General features: G+C 71.5%; 20 protein-coding genes. 8 read left to right on the forward strand and 12 right to left on the reverse strand.

Annotation, left to right across the window (positions count from 1 at the left end; genetic code table 11):
* Nucleotides 1–46 precede the first annotated feature (46 nt).
* From murJ to ACBJ32_RS51190, 8 genes are all read right to left on the reverse strand, one after another.
* Nucleotides 47–1,651 carry a murein biosynthesis integral membrane protein MurJ gene (gene murJ / locus ACBJ32_RS51155; RefSeq protein ID WP_375133097.1) on the reverse strand — a complete coding sequence of 535 codons (1,605 nt, stop codon included), beginning with the start codon at nucleotides 1,649–1,651 and terminating at the stop codon, nucleotides 47–49.
* Between the two features lie 70 nt (nucleotides 1,652–1,721).
* Nucleotides 1,722–2,585 (reverse strand): hypothetical protein, encoded by an 864-nt coding sequence (locus ACBJ32_RS51160; RefSeq protein WP_375133098.1) that lies wholly within the window; start codon nucleotides 2,583–2,585, stop codon nucleotides 1,722–1,724.
* Nucleotide 2,586: 1 nt separating this feature from the next.
* Nucleotides 2,587–3,564 (reverse strand): copper transporter, encoded by a 978-nt coding sequence (locus tag ACBJ32_RS51165; protein WP_375133099.1) that lies wholly within the window; start codon nucleotides 3,562–3,564, stop codon nucleotides 2,587–2,589.
* A complete protein-coding gene (gene steA, locus ACBJ32_RS51170) occupies nucleotides 3,561–4,757 on the reverse strand; it encodes a putative cytokinetic ring protein SteA (protein ID WP_357879707.1) in 1,197 nt (398 codons plus the stop codon). Before steA ends, ACBJ32_RS51165 begins: the two co-directional genes overlap by 4 nt.
* Before the next feature lie 73 nt (nucleotides 4,758–4,830).
* Entirely contained in the window at nucleotides 4,831–6,540 is a 1,710-nt protein-coding gene (recN, locus tag ACBJ32_RS51175) for a DNA repair protein RecN (RefSeq protein WP_375133100.1), read from the reverse strand.
* A 110-nt stretch (nucleotides 6,541–6,650) separates the two neighbouring features.
* Nucleotides 6,651–7,550 (reverse strand): NAD kinase, encoded by a 900-nt coding sequence (locus ACBJ32_RS51180; protein WP_375133101.1) that lies wholly within the window; start codon nucleotides 7,548–7,550, stop codon nucleotides 6,651–6,653.
* A complete protein-coding gene (locus ACBJ32_RS51185) occupies nucleotides 7,547–8,359 on the reverse strand; it encodes a TlyA family RNA methyltransferase (protein ID WP_375133102.1) in 813 nt (270 codons plus the stop codon). Before ACBJ32_RS51185 ends, ACBJ32_RS51180 begins: the two co-directional genes overlap by 4 nt.
* Entirely contained in the window at nucleotides 8,356–8,547 is a 192-nt protein-coding gene (locus tag ACBJ32_RS51190) for a hypothetical protein (RefSeq protein ID WP_375133103.1), read from the reverse strand. Before ACBJ32_RS51190 ends, ACBJ32_RS51185 begins: the two co-directional genes overlap by 4 nt.
* 126 nt (nucleotides 8,548–8,673) lie before the next feature.
* On the opposite strand from ACBJ32_RS51190, the gene ACBJ32_RS51195 reads away from it, so the two are divergent.
* The 3 genes from ACBJ32_RS51195 (at nucleotide 8,674) to ACBJ32_RS51205 (ending at nucleotide 10,649) form a co-directional block, all read left to right on the forward strand.
* Entirely contained in the window at nucleotides 8,674–9,021 is a 348-nt protein-coding gene (locus ACBJ32_RS51195; protein ID WP_357879721.1) for an SCP2 sterol-binding domain-containing protein, read from the forward strand.
* Nucleotides 9,022–9,120: 99 nt separating this feature from the next.
* On the forward strand, nucleotides 9,121–9,876 hold the full coding sequence (locus ACBJ32_RS51200) for an ABC transporter ATP-binding protein (protein WP_375133104.1): 756 nt from the start codon (nucleotides 9,121–9,123) through the stop codon (nucleotides 9,874–9,876).
* Nucleotides 9,876–10,649: an ABC transporter permease gene (locus tag ACBJ32_RS51205; RefSeq protein WP_375133105.1), complete on the forward strand. Its 774-nt coding sequence runs from the start codon at nucleotides 9,876–9,878 to the stop codon at nucleotides 10,647–10,649. The genes ACBJ32_RS51200 and ACBJ32_RS51205 overlap by 1 nt, the downstream gene beginning before the upstream one ends.
* 236 nt (nucleotides 10,650–10,885) lie before the next feature.
* On the opposite strand, the gene ACBJ32_RS51210 is transcribed toward ACBJ32_RS51205, so the two are convergent.
* Nucleotides 10,886–11,857 (reverse strand): HAD-IIA family hydrolase, encoded by a 972-nt coding sequence (locus tag ACBJ32_RS51210; protein ID WP_375133106.1) that lies wholly within the window; start codon nucleotides 11,855–11,857, stop codon nucleotides 10,886–10,888.
* A gap of 78 nt (nucleotides 11,858–11,935) precedes the next feature.
* On the opposite strand from ACBJ32_RS51210, the gene ACBJ32_RS51215 reads away from it, so the two are divergent.
* Nucleotides 11,936–12,376 (forward strand): TipAS antibiotic-recognition domain-containing protein, encoded by a 441-nt coding sequence (locus ACBJ32_RS51215; RefSeq protein ID WP_375133107.1) that lies wholly within the window; start codon nucleotides 11,936–11,938, stop codon nucleotides 12,374–12,376.
* A gap of 697 nt (nucleotides 12,377–13,073) precedes the next feature.
* Here the strand turns inward: ACBJ32_RS51215 and ACBJ32_RS51220 are convergent.
* Complete coding sequence (locus tag ACBJ32_RS51220) at nucleotides 13,074–13,496, reverse strand: tetratricopeptide repeat protein (RefSeq protein ID WP_357879766.1); 423 nt, start codon at nucleotides 13,494–13,496, stop codon at nucleotides 13,074–13,076.
* A 119-nt stretch (nucleotides 13,497–13,615) separates the two neighbouring features.
* Between ACBJ32_RS51220 and ACBJ32_RS51225 the strand changes: the two genes are divergently transcribed.
* Entirely contained in the window at nucleotides 13,616–15,247 is a 1,632-nt protein-coding gene (locus ACBJ32_RS51225) for a DUF1015 family protein (RefSeq protein WP_375133108.1), read from the forward strand.
* A 212-nt stretch (nucleotides 15,248–15,459) separates the two neighbouring features.
* Here the strand turns inward: ACBJ32_RS51225 and ACBJ32_RS51230 are convergent, their stop codons facing one another.
* Nucleotides 15,460–15,897, reverse strand: a complete 438-nt coding sequence (locus ACBJ32_RS51230) for a single-stranded DNA-binding protein (RefSeq protein WP_375133109.1) — start codon at nucleotides 15,895–15,897, stop codon at nucleotides 15,460–15,462.
* 109 nt (nucleotides 15,898–16,006) lie between these two features.
* On the opposite strand from ACBJ32_RS51230, the gene ACBJ32_RS51235 reads away from it, so the two are divergent.
* Nucleotides 16,007–16,933: an MBL fold metallo-hydrolase gene (locus tag ACBJ32_RS51235; RefSeq protein WP_357879743.1), complete on the forward strand. Its 927-nt coding sequence runs from the start codon at nucleotides 16,007–16,009 to the stop codon at nucleotides 16,931–16,933.
* A 681-nt stretch (nucleotides 16,934–17,614) separates the two neighbouring features.
* On the opposite strand, the gene ACBJ32_RS51240 is transcribed toward ACBJ32_RS51235, so the two are convergent.
* Nucleotides 17,615–18,787, reverse strand: a complete 1,173-nt coding sequence (locus tag ACBJ32_RS51240; RefSeq protein WP_375133110.1) for a hypothetical protein — start codon at nucleotides 18,785–18,787, stop codon at nucleotides 17,615–17,617.
* On the opposite strand from ACBJ32_RS51240, the gene ACBJ32_RS51245 reads away from it, so the two are divergent.
* Nucleotides 18,692–20,533: a hypothetical protein gene (locus ACBJ32_RS51245; RefSeq protein WP_375133111.1), complete on the forward strand. Its 1,842-nt coding sequence runs from the start codon at nucleotides 18,692–18,694 to the stop codon at nucleotides 20,531–20,533. The two genes, ACBJ32_RS51240 and ACBJ32_RS51245, sit on opposite strands and share 96 nt — an antisense overlap.
* A gap of 5 nt (nucleotides 20,534–20,538) precedes the next feature.
* Entirely contained in the window at nucleotides 20,539–21,225 is a 687-nt protein-coding gene (locus tag ACBJ32_RS51250) for a methyltransferase domain-containing protein (protein ID WP_375133112.1), read from the forward strand.
* Nucleotides 21,226–21,421: the final 196 nt, after the last annotated feature.

Raw genomic sequence — 21,421 nt, forward strand, 5'->3', positions numbered from 1 at the left:
GCCACCCCGAGCACCTCGGTCGTTCCCGCCGCCGTCTCCGGGCACCTCAGTCGTTCCCGCCCCGCCGCAGCAGCCGGGTCACCGCCTCCGCGTCGGCCCGGTCCACCAGGGCCACGACGGCCCCGCCCACGACGAGCGCCACGACCGCGCCCAGCACCGCCGCCCCCGCGTTCGCCCACACGCCGCTCACACCGAGCAGCGCCACCGCGCCGGCCCCCGCGAGGTACCCCAGCACCCCTCCGGCGACCGCCGCCGCCCCGGCCCTGACGAGCCCTGTCACGGCCGCGCGCCCGCGTGCCCGCACCACCGACCACAGCAGCATCCCGCCGCCCACGCTCATGCCCACGCTCATCCCGAGCGCCATCCCGCCGATCTCCCGCTCGTCGGGCAGCACCACCACGAAGACGGTCTGGGCCACCATCACGACGCCCCACCCGGCCACGGTCCCGACGGCCACCGCCCGCCCCCGGCCGGCCGCGTACAGCACCCGGCTCAGATGCGCGATGAGCCCGTATCCGACCAGCCCCGGCGTGAACAGCGCGATCGCCGCCGCAAGCTGCTCCGGCGGCACCTCGCTCTTGTCCGCCAGGAACACCACGGCGCCGGGCCCCGACGCGGCGGCCAGCACGCCGGCGGCCAGCCCCGACACCAGCACCACGGCCCGGGTCGTGCGCGCCGCCAGCGCCGCGAACGCCTCGGGCTCGCCGGCCTGCGCCGACAGCCGGGGGAACGCGCTGGTGGCGATGGGCACGGCCAGCACCGCGTACGGCACCAGGTAGATCGCCCACGCGTAGTTGTAGACGGCGATGGCCCCGTTGCCGATCGCGTGGTTCGACAGGACCAGCACCACGATCATGGCCGCCTGCTGGGCGAGGAGCGCCGCGATGCCCGCCAGCGCGAGCCTGCGCACCTGCCCGGCCACTCCGTCGGGGAACCGTAAGGTCGGCCGCCACCTCAGCCCCAGCCGCGCCACGGGCCCGATCACGGCCAGCACCAGCGACAGCACGCCCAGGCTCGTGCCCACCGACAGCGCCAGCTCGGCGGGCCTCGGCACCGCCCCCGGGTCGCTCTCCCCGCCGCTGAGCGGCACGAACAGCAGGTACGCCACGATGACCACGATGCTGGACACCAGGGGCGCGACCGCCGGCCCGGTGAACCGCTTGTGCGACTGCAGCACGCCGTAGAGCACCACGGCGACGCCGTACAGGGGGATCTGGGGAGCGAACACGACCAGCATGCGCGTGGCGACCGCACTCACCTCGCCCACCTCGCACCGGTCGATGGCGCCGCCGAAGAACAGCCCGACGATCGGCCCGGCGAACACCGCCAGCAGCACGCCCACCGGGACGAGCACGACCAGCACCCAGGTGAGCAGCGCCGAGCCGATCCACCCCGCCCGCTCCCGCGAGCCCCGATCGGCGGCGCCGGCCAGCATGGGCACGACCATGCCCGCCAGCGCGCCGCCGGCCACGACCTCGAAGATGATGTTGGGGATCTGGTTGGCCGTCATGTAGGCCGTGGACAGGCAGTTGGTGCCCACGGTGGTGGCGAACGCGTACTGCTTGGCGAACCCGATGACGCGCGCCAGCACGGTGATCGCCCCGATGAGCATCGCGCCACCCGCGACGCCCCGCGCCGTCACCACACCCACCCGGCCTCCCTCAGCCATCCACGCTACGCAGACATCCTGGCAGGCCGGGCCGACAGTCGGGGAACGCGGATCACACGGGGTCGACCGGGCGGCGGCCGAACATGTCGATGCCGTTGAGCACCCGGTTGCCGGCGATGACCTTGGTGAAGCTGACCTTCTCCGCCGCCGCCGTCAGCGCCACGACGGTGCCCAGCAGCGCGTACCGGCCGGGCCTGCCCAGCTCGGTGACGGCGGCCAGGCCGAGCAGGGCGCCCAGGGCGTTCGCGCCTGCGTCGCCGAGCATCGCGCGCTCGCCCAGGTCCTCGGGCAGCAGCGCGGCGGCGGCGCCGAGCGGGGCAGCGGCCAGCGCGGCCGTGGCGGGCGAGCCGCGGAAGAGCGCGGCGGCCAGCAGCGGCCCGCCGGTCAGCAGGCCGACCTTGATGGCCCGGCCGGGGCGCAGGTCGAAGAGGTTGGCGAGGTTCGCGGTGGCGGCGATGGTGGCGCCGTTGGCCAGGGTGTCGACGGGGCCCTCGGAGACGAGCGCGGCGGCGGCCAGGCCACCGGCGCCGATGCCGAGGATCTTGACGGCGCCGCTGGTGACCTCGCCGCGGGCCAGCGCGCTGAGGTGCCCCTTGAAGCCCTTGGACGAGGTGGTGCCGTAGAGGTCGTCGTAGGCGCCCACCGCGCCGCTGCCGACGCCCGCGAGCAGCGCGGCGGCGCGCACCCGGGGGGTCAGGCCGGGCGTGAGCGCGACGGCGGCGCCGGCGCCGGCCGCGAACGCGGGGCCTTCGAGCAGGGTGATGGGCTCGCCGCGGTGGTTCTTCCTGGTCCAGCGGCCGCTCAGATCGGCGGGCCGGCCGCGGGTGAACGCCGTGTAGGCGGCGCGGGCGGCCACGGCGCCGATCGCGGCGCCGGCGATGGCGTACAGCAGGCCACGGGTCCGGCTGGCAGGCATGTCAGCTCCCTGACGTGGTGGTGGGGGACGGGGTCGCGGACGTCACCGCGGGGACGGGGGCCGAGGCTCCCTTGCCCACGCCGTACTGGCCGGCACGCCCGGACATCTGCTCCCGGAGAGAGTAGACGATCGCGACGCGCCCCACGGGCATGTCGGCGGTATCCACCGTGGACACGCGCTTGGAGACCTCGCCCTCGTCGCGTACGGCGCTGATCGCGTCGCCGGGCGAGGCCGCGGGGTCGGCCATCCCGGCCAGCACCGCGCCCTGGCTGCCGACGTCGAGCCCGTCGGCGACGGAGACGATCGCGCCCGCCTGCGTCTCGGCGTTCTCCCCCTCGTACGCCCGCTCCGGCGCGAACATCACCACGAGCGTGGCCCGCTTGACCGGGTCGCCCTCGGCGGTGAGCAGCCCGCCCGCCTCGAACGTGCTCAGGACGTCGGCGGTGGCGGGGTTCGGCGTGCCGCCCTGGGCCTGGTCGGTCGTGACCAGGGTGGCGGCGAGCAGCGCGGCGGCCCTGTCCCAGCTCGTCGCGGTGGCGGGGAAGACCATGTTGACCGGCTTGAGCTGGTTGACCAGTCCGTCGAGCACGCCCTTGGTCTTGGGGTCGAAGAACTTCTCGCTCAGCGCGACCCGGCCGGAGATCTCCGCGCCCGCCTGGTCGAGCACCTGCTCGGAGGCCTCGCGCACGGCGTTGCTGGAGCCCGGCGACTCGACCAGCAGCACCCGCTGGCCGGCCAGGTCGCCGGCCACCAGGTCGGCCGTGGCCGAGATGATGAACTGGTCGTTGCCGGCCTCGCGCCCGCGGAGGGTGTCGATCTGCGCGCGCAGCTCGTCGTTGGACGCGGTGAGCCCCGCGGTCACCTCCTCGATGGACTTGACCGCCGGCCCCTGCAGCAGGGTGGTGCCCAGCACGATCCCCACCGCGAGGGCCAGGAAGATCGCGACGGTGGAGACGAGGTGGTAGCGAAAATCGATCACGAGAAGAGTCCGACCAGCCAGAAGATGAATGCGTTCCAGAGGTCTTGCAGGCCGTTCAGCCAGGTGCGGCCGAGGGGCGACAGGCCGAGCGCGACCCCCATGGTGATCAGCGCTGTGATCACGAGCAGGAGCAGTTGGGAGGTGGTGATGCGGCTGCGGTAGAGCCTGCTGACGCCCTTGGCGTCGATGAGCTTGCTGCCGATGATCAGCCGGGTGAGGAAGGTGCTGGCCATGCCGGAACGGCCCTTGTCGAGGAACTCCTCCAGCGTGCCGTGCGTGCCGACCGCGACGATGAGCTCGGCGCCCTTGTCGTCGGCCAGCAGCATCGCGATGTCCTCGCTGGTGCCGGTGGCGGGGAAGATCACCGCTTCCCGGCCGAGCTGGTGCACGCGCTCCAGGCCGGGGGCCCTGCCGTCGCGGTAGGCGTGCACGACGAGCTCGGCGCCGCAGGTCAGGGCCTTGGTGGAGACGGAGTCGAAGTCGCCGACGATCACGTCGGGCAGGTAGCCGGCCTCCAGCAGCGCGTCGGCGCCGCCGTCGACGCCGACGAGGACGGGACGGTACTCGCGGATGTACGGGCGCAGCGTGGCGATGTCTTCCTTGTAGTGATACCCGCGCACCACGATGAGGACATGTCTGCCCTCCATGGGGGTGCGGATCTCAGGCACGCCGACTCCGTCGATGAGAAGCTTGCCCTCACCACGAACGTACTCCATCGTGTTGACGGCGAAAGCCTCGATCTGCACGGCGAGGCCGGCGCGCGCCTCCGCCATCGCGGACTCGACGGTCTCCAGGCTCTGCTGCTCGCCCTTGCCCACCACGTCGTCGTCGAGGTAGACGACCCCGTCGCAGACGCGTACGACGTCGCCGTCCTTGACCCGCTCGAACAGCTCCTGGTTGGCGTTGTCGATGAACGGCACGCCGTTGTCGAGCAAGATCTGCGGCCCCAGGTTGGGGTAACGGCCGCTGATGCCGCTGGCGACGTTGACCACGGCCGCGGCGCCGCACGCGACGAGCGCCTCCGCGCTGACCCGGTCAACGTCGACATGGTCGATAATGGCGATTTCCCCGGGCTGGAGGCGTTTGGTGAGCCTCTTGGTACGCCGGTCGATCCTCGCCACTGCCGTTACACCGGGAAGGCCCTCGACCTTCCTACCGCGGAGGCCCGGCATTCTGCTTCCCGGAACCTTCATCAAGACCATCCTGCCAGAGCGAAACAGCGCGGGGGCCACGCATGGCGCGGCGTGTCCGCTATGTCACCCAGGATCACCTGTCCGCTGCCGCCAGGCCCAGGAGTTCCTCCGCGTGGGCCCGGCCCAGCTCGGAGTCCTCCATACCGGCCAGCATGCGGGAGAGTTCGCGCACGCGGCCCTCGTGGTTGAGCGTGACGACACCACTGCGCACGACGCTGCCGTCGCTCGCCTTCTCGACCACGAGATGCTGGTCGGCGAACGCCGCCACCTGCGGCAGATGTGTGACGACAATCACCTGCGCGGTGCGGGCCAGCCTGGCCAGCCTGCGCCCGATCTCGACCGCCGCCTTCCCGCCGACCCCCGCGTCGACCTCGTCGAACACGAACGTCGGCACGGGGTCGGCGCCGGCGAAGACGACCTCGATCGCGAGCATCACGCGGCTCAGCTCACCGCCGGAGGCGCCCTTGTTGAGCGGCAGCGGCGGCGCGGCGGGATGCGCGGCCATCCGCAGCTCCACCTCGTCGCGCCCCTCGGGGCCGAACTCCGCGGCCTGGGTGAGCTGGACCACCACCCTGGCGTGCGGCATGGCCAGCGCCGTCAGCTCCTCGGTCACGGCCTGGCCGAACCGCTCGGCGGCGGCCTGGCGCACGCCGGTGAGCTGGTCGGCCAGCTCGGTGAGGCGGGCGGTCAGCTCGTCGTACTCGCGGGTCAGCTCGTCGATGCGCTCGTCGTCGCCCTCCAGCTCGGCCAGGCGGGCGGCGGCCTGCTGCGCCCAGGCCAGCACGCCCGTGCTGTCCTCGGCGTACTTCCTGATCAGGCTGGACAGCACCGACCGGCGCTCCTGCACGGCAGCCAGCCGCGCCGGGTCCGCCTCGATCGACTCCGCGTACGACGCCAGGTCGGTGGCCACGTCGGAGATCAGGTATCCGGCCTCGGCCAGCCGGTCGGCCACCCCGGCGAGCTGGGCGTCGAAGTCGCGCACCGCCTCGACGGCAGCCCGCGCCTCGCCCAGGAGCGAGATCACGTCGTGCGGGCCGCCCGCGGCCTCCATGGGGTCGCCGAGCAGCGCCGTGTGCGCGGTCGTCGCGGCGCTGCGCAGGGCGTCGGCGTGCGAGAGCCGCTCCTCCTCGCTGCGCAGCTCGTCGTCCTCGCCCGGCTTGGGGTCGACCTTCTCGACCTCCTCCAGCCCGAACCGCAGCAGGTCGGCCTCCTGCGCCCGCTCCCTGGCCCTGGTGGTCAGCTCCTCGAGCTGCGCGGCCACCTGCTTGTGCCGCTTGTACGCCTGGGAGTAGGCCCGCAGCGGCTTGACCAGGTCGTTGCCGGCGTACCTGTCGAGCGCGGCCCGCTGCCTGGCCGGCTGCAGCAGCCGCTGCTGGTCCATCTGCCCGTGGACGGCCACCAGGTCGTCGGCGAGGTAGGTCAGCGTGCCCACGGGCACCGTGCGCCCGCCGAGCCACGCCCTGGACCTGCCTTCGGCCGAGACGGTGCGCGAGATGATCAGCTCGCCGTCCTCGGCCTCGCCGCCGATGTCCTCCACCTGCTGGGCGACGCGCCCGCCCGGCTCGATGACCAGCGTGCCCTCCACGCTCGCCCGATCGGCCCCCGGCCGCACGCGCGAGGGGTCGGCCCGGCCGCCGAACAGCAGCCCGAGCCCCGTCACGACCATCGTCTTGCCCGCACCCGTCTCGCCGGTGACCACGTTGAAGCCAGGCGAAAGCTCGAGCACGGCCTCGTCGATGACGCCGAGCCCCTGGATGCGGACCTCCTCGACCCTCGGTCGCACTGCCCACTCCCGTTCACTGCCGTGTCTGACGCCGCTGCCCGCCCCCAGGTGGCCCCTGGAAACGGCCGGTCATTGCCCACGTGATCCTACGCGCTCCGCCCTCCATTCACTCAGGGTCGCGCCCTTCCGCGCCACCCCTGGACGGGAAGCTCGAACTTGGCCACCAGCCGGTCGGTGAAGGGTGCTCCGGTGCTCTCCACGCCGTGCAGCCGCGCCAGGCGTACGGGCTCGGCGCCCTTGCGAACCTCCACCCGGGTCCCGGACGGGAGTTCGAATCTACGCCTCCCATCACACCACAGAACCCCGCCAGGGGTGTCCGGCAGGATCTCGACGGCCAGCGTGGAACGGGGCGAGACGACCAGCGGCTTGGCGAACAGCGCGTGCGCGCTGATGGGCACCATGAGCAGCGCCTCGACCTCGGGCCAGACGACGGGGCCGCCGGCGGAGAAGGCGTACGCGGTGGAGCCGGTGGGAGTGGCGCAGATCACCCCGTCGCATCCCCACCTGGACAGCGGCCGGCCGTCGATCTCGGCGACCACCTCCAGCATGCGCTCCTGCTTCTCGACGGTGGCCTCGTTCAGCGCCCAGGTGTCGGCCAGGACCCGGCCGTTCTGCCTGGCGAGAACATCGACCGTCATGCGCTCCTCGACGTCGTAGCGGCCGGCCACGACGCTGTCGACCGCCGCCGACAGGTCGGCGACCTCGGCCTCGGCCAGGAACCCGACGTGCCCCAGGTTCACGCCCAGCAGCGGCGTGCCCGCGGGCCGGGCCATCTCGGCGGCGCGCAGCAGCGACCCGTCGCCGCCGAGCACGATCATGACCTCGGCGTCCTTGGCGGCGCCGGGGTCGGCGGGCACCGCGTCGGCCTTGTCACAGCCGATGTCCGCGCACTCGGTGTCCAGCACCCTGACGGTGATGCCGGCGTCGACCAGCCGGTTGATGACCAGCCGGGCGCTCTCGATGGCGGCGCCGCGCCCGGTGTGCACGGCGACCAGCACGGTCCGATTCATTGCGGCCCTTCCGCGACGGCACGCTGGATCTCGGCGTCGAGGTCGGCGACCTGCGGCGCGCCCTCCCCCTTGCCCAGCCAGAGCAGATATTCCACATTTCCCGACGGCCCCGGCAGCGGGCTGGCGGTCACGCCGCGCACGCTCAGCCCCAGCTCCAGTGCCTTGGCCGCGGCGTCGCGCACGGAGCGAGCGCGCAGCTCGGGGTCCCGTACGACGCCGCCCGCCCCGACGAGGTCCTTGCCCACCTCGAACTGCGGCTTGACCAGCATCACGAAGTCGGCGCTCGGCGCGGCGACGCCGGCCAGCGCGGGCAGCACCAGCCGCAGCGAGATGAACGACAGGTCGCCCACGATCAGCGTGGGCGGCTCGCCGACCATCTCGGGGGTGAGGTCGCGCACGTTGACGCGCTCCATGACCGTCACCCGCTCGTCGTTGCGCAGCGACCAGGCGAGCTGCCCGTAACCGACGTCGACGGCGAGCACGTGGCCGGCCCCGCGGCGCAGCAGCACGTCGGTGAACCCGCCCGTGGACGCGCCCGCGTCGAGGCAGCGGCGGCCCGCCACCTTCAGGGCCTCGAACGCGTCGAGCGCGCCGAGCAGCTTGTGCGCTCCGCGCGAGACGTAGTCGGGCCCGTCGTCGGAGGCGGCCACGACGATGGCGGAGGCGGTGTCGACCTGGGTGGCGGGCTTGCGCGCCCGCTGCCCGCCGACGCTCACCCGGCCGGCCTCGATGAGCTGCGCGGCCTGCTCACGCGATCGGGCCATGCCGCGGCGGACGAGCTCGCTGTCGAGACGGATCCTGCGGCTCACCGGCGCCCCGCGTCCGCCGACTCCTCACGAGTCGTCTCGTCCACGGCGGCCAGCGCGCCCTCCAGCTCGGAGAACGCCTCGTCGAAGACCGCGACGTGCTCGCTCACCGGCAGCTCGCCCAGCCGGCCGAGGCGGGCCACGACGGCGTCGACCCGCTCGTCACCGGTCTCCTCCGGCACCACACTCATGACTCGACCGTAACGCCTCCCGCGAGCACCCGGGACCTTGGCAGGCGTGTCACGCGTTGAAGCACATACGGGGGTGCTACTGATGTGGAACGCTACCGTCCGCAAAGGGAAGAAAGGATGCGCATCATGGCAAGCGTCGAGGAGTGCCGGGCGGCACTGGCCAAGCTCGTCGCGCAGTTCGACGAGATCGACGAGGAGGACCGCGCCAAACACGTGGTCGAGCGTACGGTCAGCTGCCGGGTGTCCGACCTCGACGTGACCTTCCACGGCCGGCTGCACCACGGGGGGCTGGACCCGTTCACGCAGGAGCCGCCGGCGGACGGCAAGCCGGCCGACGTGAAGCTCACGATCGTGAGCGATGACCTGGTCGCGCTGGTCGACGGGGAGCTGGATCTGGCGCGGGCGCTGCTCGGAGGGCGGGTGAAGATCGACGCGAGCTTCGGCGACCTGCTGCGGCTGCGCCGGCTCATCTGAACGTCCGGCCGCCCGCCCCGGGCGGCCGGCCCGCTTGACGCCTCCTGCCGCCCAGATATTTAATGAATTCATTAACTATTACGCGACAGGTGAATCAGTATGGGTTTGATCATCGAGGTCGAGCACCTGAGCCGCACCTTCGGCGAGCAGACCGTCGCCGTGGACGGCCTCACCCTGGAGATCCCGCCCGGGGAGATCTTCGGCCTCCTCGGCCCGAACGGCGCGGGCAAGACGACCACGATCAGGATGCTCTCCACGCTGCTGCCGCCCAGCGGGGGCAAGGCGCGCGTGTGCGGGTTCGACGTGGCGCGGGCGGCTGCCGAGGTACGCGGCCGCATCGGCTACGTGATGCAGCAGGTCTCCTCGATGGGTCACTACATGCTGACCGGCAGGGAGAAGGCCGAGATCGAGGCGGCCCTGTACCACGTGCCCAGGCGGCGGCTGAAGGCCAGGGTCGCCGAGGTCCTCGACCTCGTGGGCCTGACGCGGCACGCCGACCGGCTCGTCCAGGAGTACTCCGGCGGCATGCAGAAACGCCTGGACCTGGCCTGCGGCCTGCTGCACCGGCCGGAGCTGCTGATCCTCGACGAGCCCACCCTCGGCCTGGACGTGCAGTCGCGCCACCACATGTGGGAGCACATCCGCGCCCTCTGCGACGCCGGCATGACCGTGCTCCTGGCCACCAACTACCTGGACGAGGCCGACCGCCTCTGCGACCGGCTCACGATCATCGACCACGGCCGCCAGGTGGTCACGGGAACGCCCGCCGAGCTGAAGGCCGCGCTGGGAGCGCAGTCCCTCGACGAGGTCTTCCTCCGTCACACCGGGCACGCACTGCGGGAGGAGCCGCGCTGATGTGGTCACAGGAGGTGCTGGCGCTCTCGCGGCGCTGGCTGCTCATGACGCTGAGGGAACGCCTGAACCTGCTGTTCAGCGTCCTCCAGCCGGCCGTGTGGCTGGTGTTCTTCGCCGGCGGCATGGGCGGCGCGGTGGACGAACAAGTGGTGGGGACCGCCGACTACATCGCCTTCGCGGTGCCGGGCGTCATCGCGTTCACCGTGGTGGGCAACGGGGTGACGGCGGCCATGCCCCTGCTGTTCGACAAGGAGACGGGATACCTGGACAAGCTGCTCAGCATGCCGATCAGGCGCGGCTCGCTGATCGTGTCGCGGTTCGTGTTCCAGGTGGGCATGAACTCGGCCCAGGTGCTGGTGATCCTGCTCGTGGCGCTCGCCCTGGGCGTGCGTCCCGCCTCGGGGCCCCTGGGGGTGCTGGCGATCCTGGCGGCCACGGCGCTGCTCACGCTGGCGCTCACGGCCGCGGCGATGGCGCTGGCCTGCGCGGTGCCCTCGCACGGGACGTTCTTCGCCGTCACCGGGTTCGCCTCGCTGCCGCTGCTGTTCATGAGCAACGCCTTCGTGCCTCTCACGGCCATGCCCGGCTGGATGGAGGCGGTGGCGCGGGTGAACCCGCTCACGTACGCGATCGAGGCGATGCGCCTTCTGGTGTTGCGGGGGTGGGGTGGCGGGGTGCCGTTGTCGCTGGGGGCGCTGGTGGTGGCCTCGGCCCTGCTCCTGGCGGTCGGAGCCTGGCAGTTCACCCGCCAGACCAGCCACCGCATCACCTGACCGGCAGCCGTTCACTCGCCCCGGCCTACCACCGCACGCCCCCACCGCAACCCACCCGCCACCAGCCCAGTGGCATCACCGGCCGCCCGTCACCCACCGCCCGTGGGCCGTTGCCCGTGGGCCCTGGACCGTGGGTCGTGGGCACTGGGTCGTGGGCACTGGGTCGTGGGCACTGGGTCGTGGGCACTGGGTCGTGGGCACTGGGTCGTGGGCCGTTCATTGGGCACCCATCACGCTCACCCCACGCGATCGAGCACCGGCTTGACCGCGTCCTCCTCGACCCTCCCCGCACCGGCCACCGCCCAGGCGGCATCGCAGGCGGCCCTCAGCCCGTCGATCCGGCTGCCCTCACCCTCGAGACGCAGCACCCCGTCCCGCCACTCGGCCCGCCATCCCCCGCAAGCACCCTCACGTACCTCGGGGTAGGGCAGGAGCAACGTCCCCAGGTCCTCCCCCACGTACGTGGGCCGATGCCGGGGCTCCGCCGTCAGCACATCGGCCGCCGTCGCCACCCCGGTCAGCACCAGCAGGCTCTCGACCCCCGCGTTGGAGGCGCCCTCGATGTCGGTATCGAGCCGATCACCGACGACCAGCGGCCGCCGCGCCCCCGTACGGATCATCGACTCCCGGTGCAGCGGCGGATCAGGCTTGCCCGCGTAGATCGGCTCGACCCCGGTGGCGTGCGCGATCACCCGCACCATGGCACCGTTCCCCGGCAGCTCCCCCCTCCCGGTCGGCATGGTGCTGTCCGCGTTGGACGCCACGAACAACGCCCCCTGCCGCACCGCCAGCGCTCCCTCCGCCAGCAGCCCGTACGACAGCCCGGGCGCGATCCCCTGCACCACGGCGACGGGCGACTCTGCGGCGGTGGAGACGGGCCGCAGCCCGCGGTCCCGTAGGGCCAGCCGCAAGCCGGACCCGCCGACCACGAGCACCTTCGCACCGGGCGGCACCCGCTCCGCGATCAACCGGGCGGCGGCCTGCGCCGAGGTCACCACGTCCTCGGCCGAGGCGGGCGCACCCAGCTCCCGCAGGTGGGCCGAGATGGCCGCCGGCGTGCGGGAGGCATTGTTGGTGACGTACGCCAACCGCACACCACGCCGCTGCGCCTCCTCCAGCGCCGCCGGAGCCCCCGGCACCGCGTGGCTGCCCAGATAGACCACGCCGTCGAGGTCGAGCAGCAGGGTGTCATAGCCGTCGATCAGCACAACGCCTCTTCCCGTTTGACTCTCACGTTGCGTGAGACTTTAGCGTCGCCCTCGTACCCACCTAGAGAAGGGATGACCATGTCGGCGAACCTCAACCTCACCGCCGAGGACCGCGCCGAACTGTTCGGCGACTTCGACCCCGACGAGCACGCGGCGGAGGCGGAGCAACGCTGGGGCGGCACCGGGGCATGGGCGGACGCGATGCGCCGCTCGTCCTCCTACACCAAGGAAGACTGGAAACGCTTCATGGCGGAGGCGGGCGAGATCACCACCCGCCTGGCGGACGCGCTCCGCTCCGGCGCGCCCGCGGACGGCGACCTGGCCATGGACCTGGCGGAGGAACACCGGGCCCACATCTCCCGCTGGTGCTACGAGTGCACGTACGAGATCCACCGCGGCCTCGGCGAGATGTACGTCTCGGACCCTCGCTTCACCGCCTCCCTCGACGCCACGGCTCCAGGCCTTGCCGCCTACCTCCGGACCGCCATCACCGCCAACGCCCAGCGCCACAACGCCTGACCCACCTCCCCCCTGAGCCCACGACCCGGGACCCTGCCCCTTCCGGATCGTACGGCCACAAATCGATCCCTCCCCTGCCCGCTGTGGGCAGCTACGGTGACCGCCCACCGGCAACCACACCATGCCAAGCCCAGGTCCTCGCCCCACTCCATGCCCAGGCGCGAACATCCGGCACGTGCACAACCAGCCGCACGCCCACCCCGTCAAGTACGGACACGAGCCGGAAGCCGAAGTCGGAGCCCAGGGCGGGAAGCGAGAGGCGAGAGGCGGGAACCGAAGTCGGAGCCCAGCGCCGGAGCCGGGAGGCGGCGGCAAGCCGAGGGCGGAGCCGGAGCCGGAAGGCGGGTCGGGCGGCGAGGGGCCGGGTCCGGAAGCCGGAGCCCAGGGCCGGAAGCCGGGATACGGGAGACAAGGGCCGGAGCCCGGAGCCGGGAACGGGGAGCCGGGTCCGGGCACCGGGAGCCGAGGGCCAGGAGCCGAGGGCCGGGAGCCGGAAGACGGGTCGGGGTGCCGGGTCCGGGAGCCGGGCCGGAGCCCGGACGAGGGCACAGTCACTTCCACAGCCGCAACGGCAACGCAGCGCAAGGACCCGATCCCCTTTCGCAGGGAACCTGCCTACACCCCCACTGCAGGCGCCGCCGCACCCGCACAGGACCCGGTTCGCCTCACCAACGGGACCCGAGCCTCAACACCCCACCTACATCTCCCGACGCGCCCGCAAGGTGGCACGCACACTCTTCAGAGCCGACACGTAATTCCGCTCGTCCGGTCGCATGGCAACGGCGATGGCCAGCGGTTCCTGCGCCCCTTCCACGTCGCCGGTCCGCCACAACGCCAACCCCAACCCGAAGTAGGCATAATCCTCAGCCGGATTGGCATCCACGATCTGCCGAAAACTGGCCGCCGCCTCCGCATACTGCCGGGAGTTGAACTGCGCCCGCGCCAGCGCCTCCAAGATGCTGCGCGATTCAGGCTCCGCCGCCGCGGCCCGTTCGAGCAATGCCGCCGCAGCAGCGGGGCTGCCCTCCTGCAGCAGCTTCACCCCGCGCTGGTACCAGTCGTACACCCCGCCCCGGGGAGCGCCTCCGCTCTCATCATGAACATTCCCATCCTGACCCATGCGTGAGAACTCCTTCATCGCTGTACGGCGACCTGGCTCCGACCTGCCTCGGAACGGACACGACCGCAACCATGGGGCGACTTCTGGAAGGCGCAAGCATTTGTGGGAGCATGCCCGGTATGGGGACTCCTGAACTGCCGGTACCCGCTGGACTGGTGCTACGGCCCTTCCGAGGCGTGCGTTTCGCTGTCGAAGATCCCGCCAAGGTGACCTCCCCACCGTACGACCTGATCTCCGACGCCGACGTAGAGGTCCTTCTGGACTCCCACCCGAACAACGTCGTCCGTCTCATCCTTCCCTGCTCCTCCCGAAGCAACTCCTCCCCCGGCACACCCACCGACGACGGCCACCCCTCAGCCCCACCCGCCGCCCCGTCTGAGCCGGGCCCCTCCCAGACAGCATCCCCGCAGGCACCCCCCTCCGAGGCCGAGTCCCCGCAAGCAGCCCTCCCCCAGGCGGCACCCTCCCAGGCGGCTCCACCACAGTTCCGCCCCGATGCGGCTTCCCCCACCGGAGAAACCCCGCTCCAGCCTCGCTACGCCGTTGCCAGGGACACGCTCAGGGACTGGCTGAACGCAGGCGTCCTGGTGCCGGACGACGTACCCGCGCTGTACGTCTACGAGCAGAGCGGCCCGGACGTTCTGCAACGCGGCCTGATCGGCGACGTTGGCCTGGCTGACCCGAGCCAGCGCATCATCCTCCCCCACGAGGACGTCTTCCCCGGCCCCATCGCCGACCGCCTCGCTCTCATGAGCACCACCCAGGCCAACCTCGAGCCCATCTTCCTCCTGTACGACGGCGACAACGGCACGGCCACGCGCCTGGTGGACGAGGTGGTCTCAGAGCGGCGCCCCCTCGTCTCGGCGCGCACCGAAGACGGCCTGACACACCGCCTCTGGGCGATCACCGCCCCGGAGGAGATCGCCGCGATCAACGCCGACCTCCACCACCGCCAGGCCCTGATCGCCGACGGGCATCACCGGTACGCCACCTACCGCGTCCTCCAACGCCAGGAACGTGCCGCCCGCCACATCCCCCATCCGACTTCCACCAGCGACACCCATTCCGGACAACCACCGGTTACCGGCGGCTCAGCAGCTCCGCCCGCCGCCCCCGGCGAAGCCGGTGTGAGCGAGCACGCCGGCACGGGCACCGCCGATCCCGCGTACGACGAAGCAGCCCTGAGCCCGTGGGACTTCGGCCTGGCCCTGCTCGTCGACTCCCGTGCGTACCCGCCCGACCTCAAGGCCATCCACCGGGTCATCCAGGGCCTGCCCCTGGACGAGGCCGTGTCCAGGGCCAAGAGCTCGTGGCAGGTGCACGACTACGAGGACCTGGCGGCCGGCCTGGCCGCGCTCGAGAGGGCACCGGAGCCCGCCTTCCTGCTCGCCGGCGAGCAGGGGTCACATCTGCTCACCGACCCGGACCCGGTCCAGCTTTCCCGCGCCATGCCACCTGACCGCTCCGACCGCTGGAACTCCCTCAACACCTCCGTGCTCGCCGAGTTCGTCCTGCCCGTGGTGTGGGGCATGCGCGACAACGACCAGACCGTACACATCGTCCACCACGACACGGATGCCGCCGTGAGCCTGGCCATCCGTACCGGCGGCACGGCTGTCATCCTCAAGCCGCTCGTGGTCGATGACGTGCTGGCGATCGCCGCCGGTGGCGAACGAGTCCCCCGCAAATCCACCTCCTTCGGTCCGAAGCCGAGAACCGGTCTGGTTCTGCGCACATTCGCCATCGACTGAGGTAACGGCTCCCAGGCAGGCGTCCAAGCGCATCCACCTTGCCTCTGCACCGCCCCGCGCACATCAGCTCCTGTAACCCAGCCCTCAGCCACGGCGCCCCTCCAGCCAGGCGCCACTCCCGGCCCACACCGGCCCCGCCCCTCCGGTGTCCCTTCAGCCCCCGGCCGGCGCCTCTGCAGGGCCGGCCGTGCACATCGCGCCGACCAGCCCGATCAGCCGGTGGGTGCAAGGTAGGGCACCTGCCGCGGTATCAGGGCGGCGAGCTGCGCCGGGTCGGCGCCGGTCGCCTGGAGGGCGGGCTCGGGGAGCCGGGGAGGCTCCGGCAGACCGGGGAGCTCGCCCTCGCACGGCTTGGCAGTGCTCACTTCCACCTCGTAACGCCAGGTCTTGCCGGTGGATGGGCCGTAGACGCGGCATCGGAACGAGCCCGTCACCTCGATGTAGTCGCGAGGTTTGAGGCTGCGGACGACCGCGGCCGTCTCCGGGTTGAACGTGATGCACGGGACGCTGTCGCTGAGCGTCGCCCCACGTCTGTGGCGGCGACGGCGAACGATGATGCGCCACTTCGTCAGGGTGTCGCCGCTCGGCAAGGGGTGCTCTTCGGCCGGCGCTGACAGCCTGCCCACCAGCAAGACTTCGTTTCGGTCCACGATCGTCCTCCTGTCGATGCTCTGGTGGAGATCACTCTCTACGATGAGGGGATGCCGGATCGGCTGGAACGCCGTTCTGGGGATAACGGCTGGAGGCTCGGGAGTGCCTGTGGACAACATCACCGCGCTCGGCGGCGACGTCTATGAGATCGACACCAAAATGGCCGGGTTCTCGGGCATCACGGCTGGTTATCTGATCCTCAGTGACCGGCCCTGTCTCGTGGAGACCGGCACCTCGACCTCGGCACCCGTGGTGCGGGACGCGATCGCCTCGCTCGGCGTCGGCCCGGACGACCTCGCCACGGTGGTCGTGACCCACATCCATCTCGATCATGCCGGGGGTGTCGGCGACATCGCCAGGTTCTTCCCGTCCGCGCAGGTCGTCGTGCACGAGAAGGGCGCCCGTCACCTCGCCGAGCCGTCACGGCTCATGGCCAGCGCGCGCATGGTGTGGGGCGACCGGCTCGACACCCTCTTCGGCGAGTTGTCCCCCACCGAGGCAGAACGCATCGTCGCCCTCGGCGACACCGGCGCCGTCGACCTGGGCAACGGGCGCACGCTGAGCAGCCACTACTCACCCGGTCACGCGAAACACCACGTGGGGCTGGTCGACTCGGCCACGGGCGATTTGTACGTCGGTGACGCGGCCGGCGTCTATCTGCCCGAGACGGGGGATCTGCGCCCTGCGACCCCTCCGCCGGACTTCGATCTGAAGACCGCGCTCGACTCGATCGCCCTGTTCGAGGCGCTTGAGCCGCAACGGTTGCTGTTCAGCCACTATGGGCCGGTCGAGGCCGTCAGGGAGACGCTTGAACGGTCGGCGGAGGAGCTTCGGGTCTGGGTCGATCTCACCCGGCAGGCCCGGTCCGAGGGCATGGATCTGGATCACGCCGTCGCCATGGTGAGGGAACGCACCAAGGAGCGTTACAGCGCGATGACCGCCGACGAGGCCACGTCCGAACAGTTCGAGCTGCTGAGCGGTGCTCCGTCGAACGTCGCGGGGATCATGCACTGGCTGGACCGCGTCTCGCCATGATCCTCCCCACCACGTACTGCTGCGCGCTCCTGCCGTTGGCCGAGCCTGAGGTGGGCGGCGGCTTGAGGGCTTGAGGTAGGAGCCGCGCAGGCACCAGGTACGGTCTGCCGCGTCCCTGGGTGACGGCATGCGCCTGCACTGCGAGTGTGCGCCCTGGTGCCGGCGGTTACCCGGGTCATACCCCACGGCGGCGGCTCTCCATGCCCCATGGCCGGACCCCACGGCCGCAGCTCCTCGTGGCGCCATGGCCCCCAACCACGCGGCGGCGGCTCTCCATCGCACATGCCCGGCCCCCACGGCCGCGGCTCTCGGGGCGCATACCCCAGGCCACACGGCGGTGGCTCTCCGCAACTTGTGCCTCAGGTCACAGCGGCGCAGGGCCCCGTCACCTGGCCTGGCGTCCACCTGGCCAGCATGGAGTCCGCCTTGACGCCCGGCACACCGGGCACGCCTGTCACACCTGCTCGACCGACGCGATACGCCAGCGTGCACGGGAGCTCGACTCCCATGCTGAGCGTGCCGAGCCTCACAGACAGGCCAAAGCGCCGCGCGCGGCACGCCTGCCTAGGCGTACCGCGCGCGGTGTGCAACGTACGTGAGGAAACCTCACCCCCGTACCGGCCTCTCCTCACCCACGGGGAAGGCGAGGCCTGTACGCCGGGCAATGCGAAACCGAAGCGATCAGTCCTCGTCCTTCTTCGCCTTGTCCGCGGGTGATTCGGCACCCTCATCAAGCACATCACCGAAGTTCGGCTCGATGAACGCCGGCGTGATCCCCGGCACTCCAGCCGCCTGCTCCCCCGCCTCTGCGGTCTCTGCGGTCTCCACGGTCTCCACCGCGGTTTCCTCCGCCTTCCCTGCAGACGCGGTCTCTCCGGCCTCCGCAGCTTCCTCCGGCGAGGTGACGAGATCCGAGTCGTCATCGCCCTCGCCCTCGGCGGAATCGACCTCCGAAGTCCCGGGCGCAGAGGCGCGTTCCCCCTCGTCCGGTTCGTCACCGAACTCGGCCTCTTCGGACGATTCCTCCACGTCGTCAGCGGCGATCTCGGTATCCAGCAGGTCCCCGGCCTCGGCGAGGACGGCGGCGTCGGCCGCCTCCTCGTCCACCGTGGCCACGTTCCCGACCTCGGCCTCGGCCACATCGGTGTCGTCGGAGTCGTCCTCGTGGTCGAAGTCCTCTTCGACGTCCTCGATGACGGCTCCCGTCAGCTCCGCGTACCGTTCGGCCGCGTCCGTCTCCCCGTCCTCGTCGAAGGCCATCGCCCTGCCGAACCAGTCGGTGGCCGCGTCCTGGTGCCCGGCGTCGGCCAGTGCGTCGGCGTACGCGAACGCCAGCCGCGCCGACCACGGCTTCGGCTGCGGGTCGCGCAGCTCGGGCAGGCGCTGCAGGGTGATCACGGCGGCGTCGTGCTGCCCCAGGTCACGGCGGGCGCCGGACTCGACGATGGTCAGCTCGATGCGGCCTGCCCGGTCGAGGCGCTCGGCTTCGGGCGAACGCACGAGGTCGATGGCGCGCTCCGGACGGCCCATGCCGCGCTCGCAGTCAGCCATGACCGGCAGGTACGCGTCCGAACCCGTCATCCGCCTGGCCGCCCGCAGATCGCTCAGCGCCTCGGAGAAGTGGCCCGCGCGGTACGCGACGATCCCCGCGGCCTCGCGTACGACACCGATGCGGGCCGCGAACCTGCGTGCCACCTTGGTGTGCTCGTGCGCCCGGTCGGGGTCGTCCTCCTCAAGCGCCCGCTCGGCAGCCACCAGGTGCCGGCCGACCAGGTCGGCGAGATCGCCCGGAAGCGAACGCAGCTCCTCGATGACCTCCTTGTCGAGCTCGTCCACCGTGATGTCGGGCGCCACCTCGGGCAGCTTCTCCCGCTGCGGGGCCTCGTCAGCGCCCTCGCGGTCGCTCCGGCCGTACCTTGCGCGGCTCCCCGCGCCGGGACGCTCCTCGCGGCCTTCACGAGAGAACGGGCGGGACTCGCGGTCGCCCCTCTCGCGGAAACCGCCCTCACGCCTGTCACCGTAGCCACCGCGGTCGCCGCGGTCGCCATAACCGCCGCGATCACCGGAGCCACCCTCACGGCGCGGCCCGCGGTTGTCGCGGAACCCGCCCTCGCGGCGGCCACCACCGTAACCACCCTCGCGACGGTCGCCGTAGCCACCCTCACGACGAGGGCCGCGGTCGCCGCTCTCGCGCCGCTCGCCGTAACCGCCTTCCCCGCGACGGTCATCACGGAAGCCGCCCTCGCGCCTGGGGCCCCGATCGTCACGGAACCCGCCCTCACGGCGCGGACCCCGATCATCACGGAAGCCACCCTCACGGCGCGGACCCCGATCATCACGGAACCCGCCTTCACGGCGCGGACCCCGATCGTCACGGAAGCCACCCTCGCGACGTGGCCCACGGTCATCACGGAACCCGCCTTCACGGCGCGGCCCACGGTCATCACGGAACCCGCCTTCACGGCGCGGACCTCGATCGTCACGGAAGCCACCCTCACGACGTGGCCCACGGTCATCACGGAACCCGCCCTCACGGCGCGGACCCCGATCGTCACGGAAGCCACCCTCACGACGTGGCCCACGATCGTCACGGAAGCCGCCCTCGCCGCGGGGGCCGCCGTCCCGAGGCCCACCCTCACGGCGCTGCCCGTAGCCGCCTTCGCGGCGCGGTCGCCACTCGTCGCGATCCCGATAGGTACGGCGATCATCGCCCTCACGACGCGGACCCCGGTCCTCGGACCCGCCCTCACGACGCCCGGCGTAACCGCCTTCCCGCCTGGGGCCTCGGTCGTCACGGAACCCGCCCTCGCGGCGCGGACCCCGGTCATCACGGAAGCCACCCTCACGGCGCGGACCCCGATCGTCACGGAAGCCACCCTCACGGCGCGGGCCGCGGTCATCACGGAACCCGCCCTCGCGACGGCCACCGCCGAACCCGCCCTCACGACGGTCGCCGTAGCCACCCTCGCGACGCGGTCCGCGGTCGTCTCTGTCCCGGTAGGTACGGCGGTCGTCACCCCGAGGCCCGCGATCGTCCCCTTCACGCCTGGGGCCGCGGTACCCGCCCTCGCGGCGCGGGCCCGAGTCGTCCCTGTCCCGGAACGGCCGGCGCTCGTCGCCCTCGCGACGCCCTCCTCGGCCATCTCGATCGTCGTCGCGCCGCGGCCCGCGGTCACCGCGGTTGTCGGAACGCGACCTGTCCTCGGAACGGAACGGACGGTCGCTGCCGGAGTCTCGCCCGCGAGAGCCGTAGCCGCCGCTCCTGCCCCCTGCGCCAGGGCGCCTGTCACCGTAGTCGCCGCGCCCGCGCGGTCCGCCGTCCGATCCGTTATCTCTGTTCACTTCTGGTCCATTTCGTTGGCTCACCCAGCGGACTCACAACGACGGTCCACCGTGGCTGGTCGCCGCCCACCCTGGGCCTTACGCGACGAAGGCCACCCGTGGGGGGTGGCCCGGTCCTCCCAGCCTAGCAAGTCACGGAACGTCCACGAGCCCGTCGCAACCCCGATATTGATTGGACCGCAAACACTCGGTGGACGAGACTGCTCGGCATGTCACTACGCTTCCACGAAATCGCCGAGTCAGGCCACCGAATTCTGAACCCCTTGACGGACGACAAGCTCAACCTGCTCGGCGAGATCTGCGACTTCACCCCCGGCACCCGCATCCTGGATCTGGCCTGCGGGAAGGGAGAGCTCCTCGCTCGCTGGGCGACCGACTACGGCGTCCAGGGTGTCGGCGTCGACATCAGCAAGGTTTTTCTGAACGCCGCCAGAACCCGCGCGGACGAACTCGGGGTGGCTGATCGCATTGAGTTCGTAGAAGCGGACGCCGCGGCCTACGAGGACACCCCTGAGTCGTACGACGTCGTGTCCTGCATCGGCGCGACCTGGATCGGCGGTGGCCTCGAGGGCACCTTGTCTCTCATGCGCCGCTGGCTGCGCCCGAACGGCATCGTGCTGGTCGGCGAGTGCTATTGGACGTCACCACCACCGCCTGAGGCGTGCACCGCGCTACAGATCGACCAGGATTCGTTCACCTCGTTGATCGGTACGGCTGACCGCGCCGAAACGGCCGGCTTCGAGCTGCTTGAGATGGTGCTGGCCAGCCCCGACAGCTGGGACAGGTATGTCGCGAGCCAATGGTGGACGATCAGCGACTGGCTGCGTGACAATCCCGATGATCCGGACGCGCCGGCGATGCGCGATTTCCTCGCGCAGGCGCGGCGATCCCATCTGGAGTACGGGCGTGACTACCTGGGCTGGGGTGTCTTCGTCCTGCGCCAGTCATAACCCTTGTGCCCGGCTGTGCCCGGCCACCGTCCAGGTGGACGGGCACGAAACCCAGCCGTTCTGGCCGGAAACGCAGAAAGGGCCCCGACGCTCGGCGTCGGGGCCCTTTCCTATAAAGATTGTCCGGCGGTGACCTACTCTCCCACACCCTCCCGAGTGCAGTACCATCGGCGCAGGGAAGCTTAACTTCCGGGTT

Origin of the sequence: Nonomuraea sp. GTA35 (assembly GCF_041950525.1) — a bacterium.
Taxonomy (GTDB): Bacteria; Actinomycetota; Actinomycetes; order Streptosporangiales; family Streptosporangiaceae; genus Nonomuraea.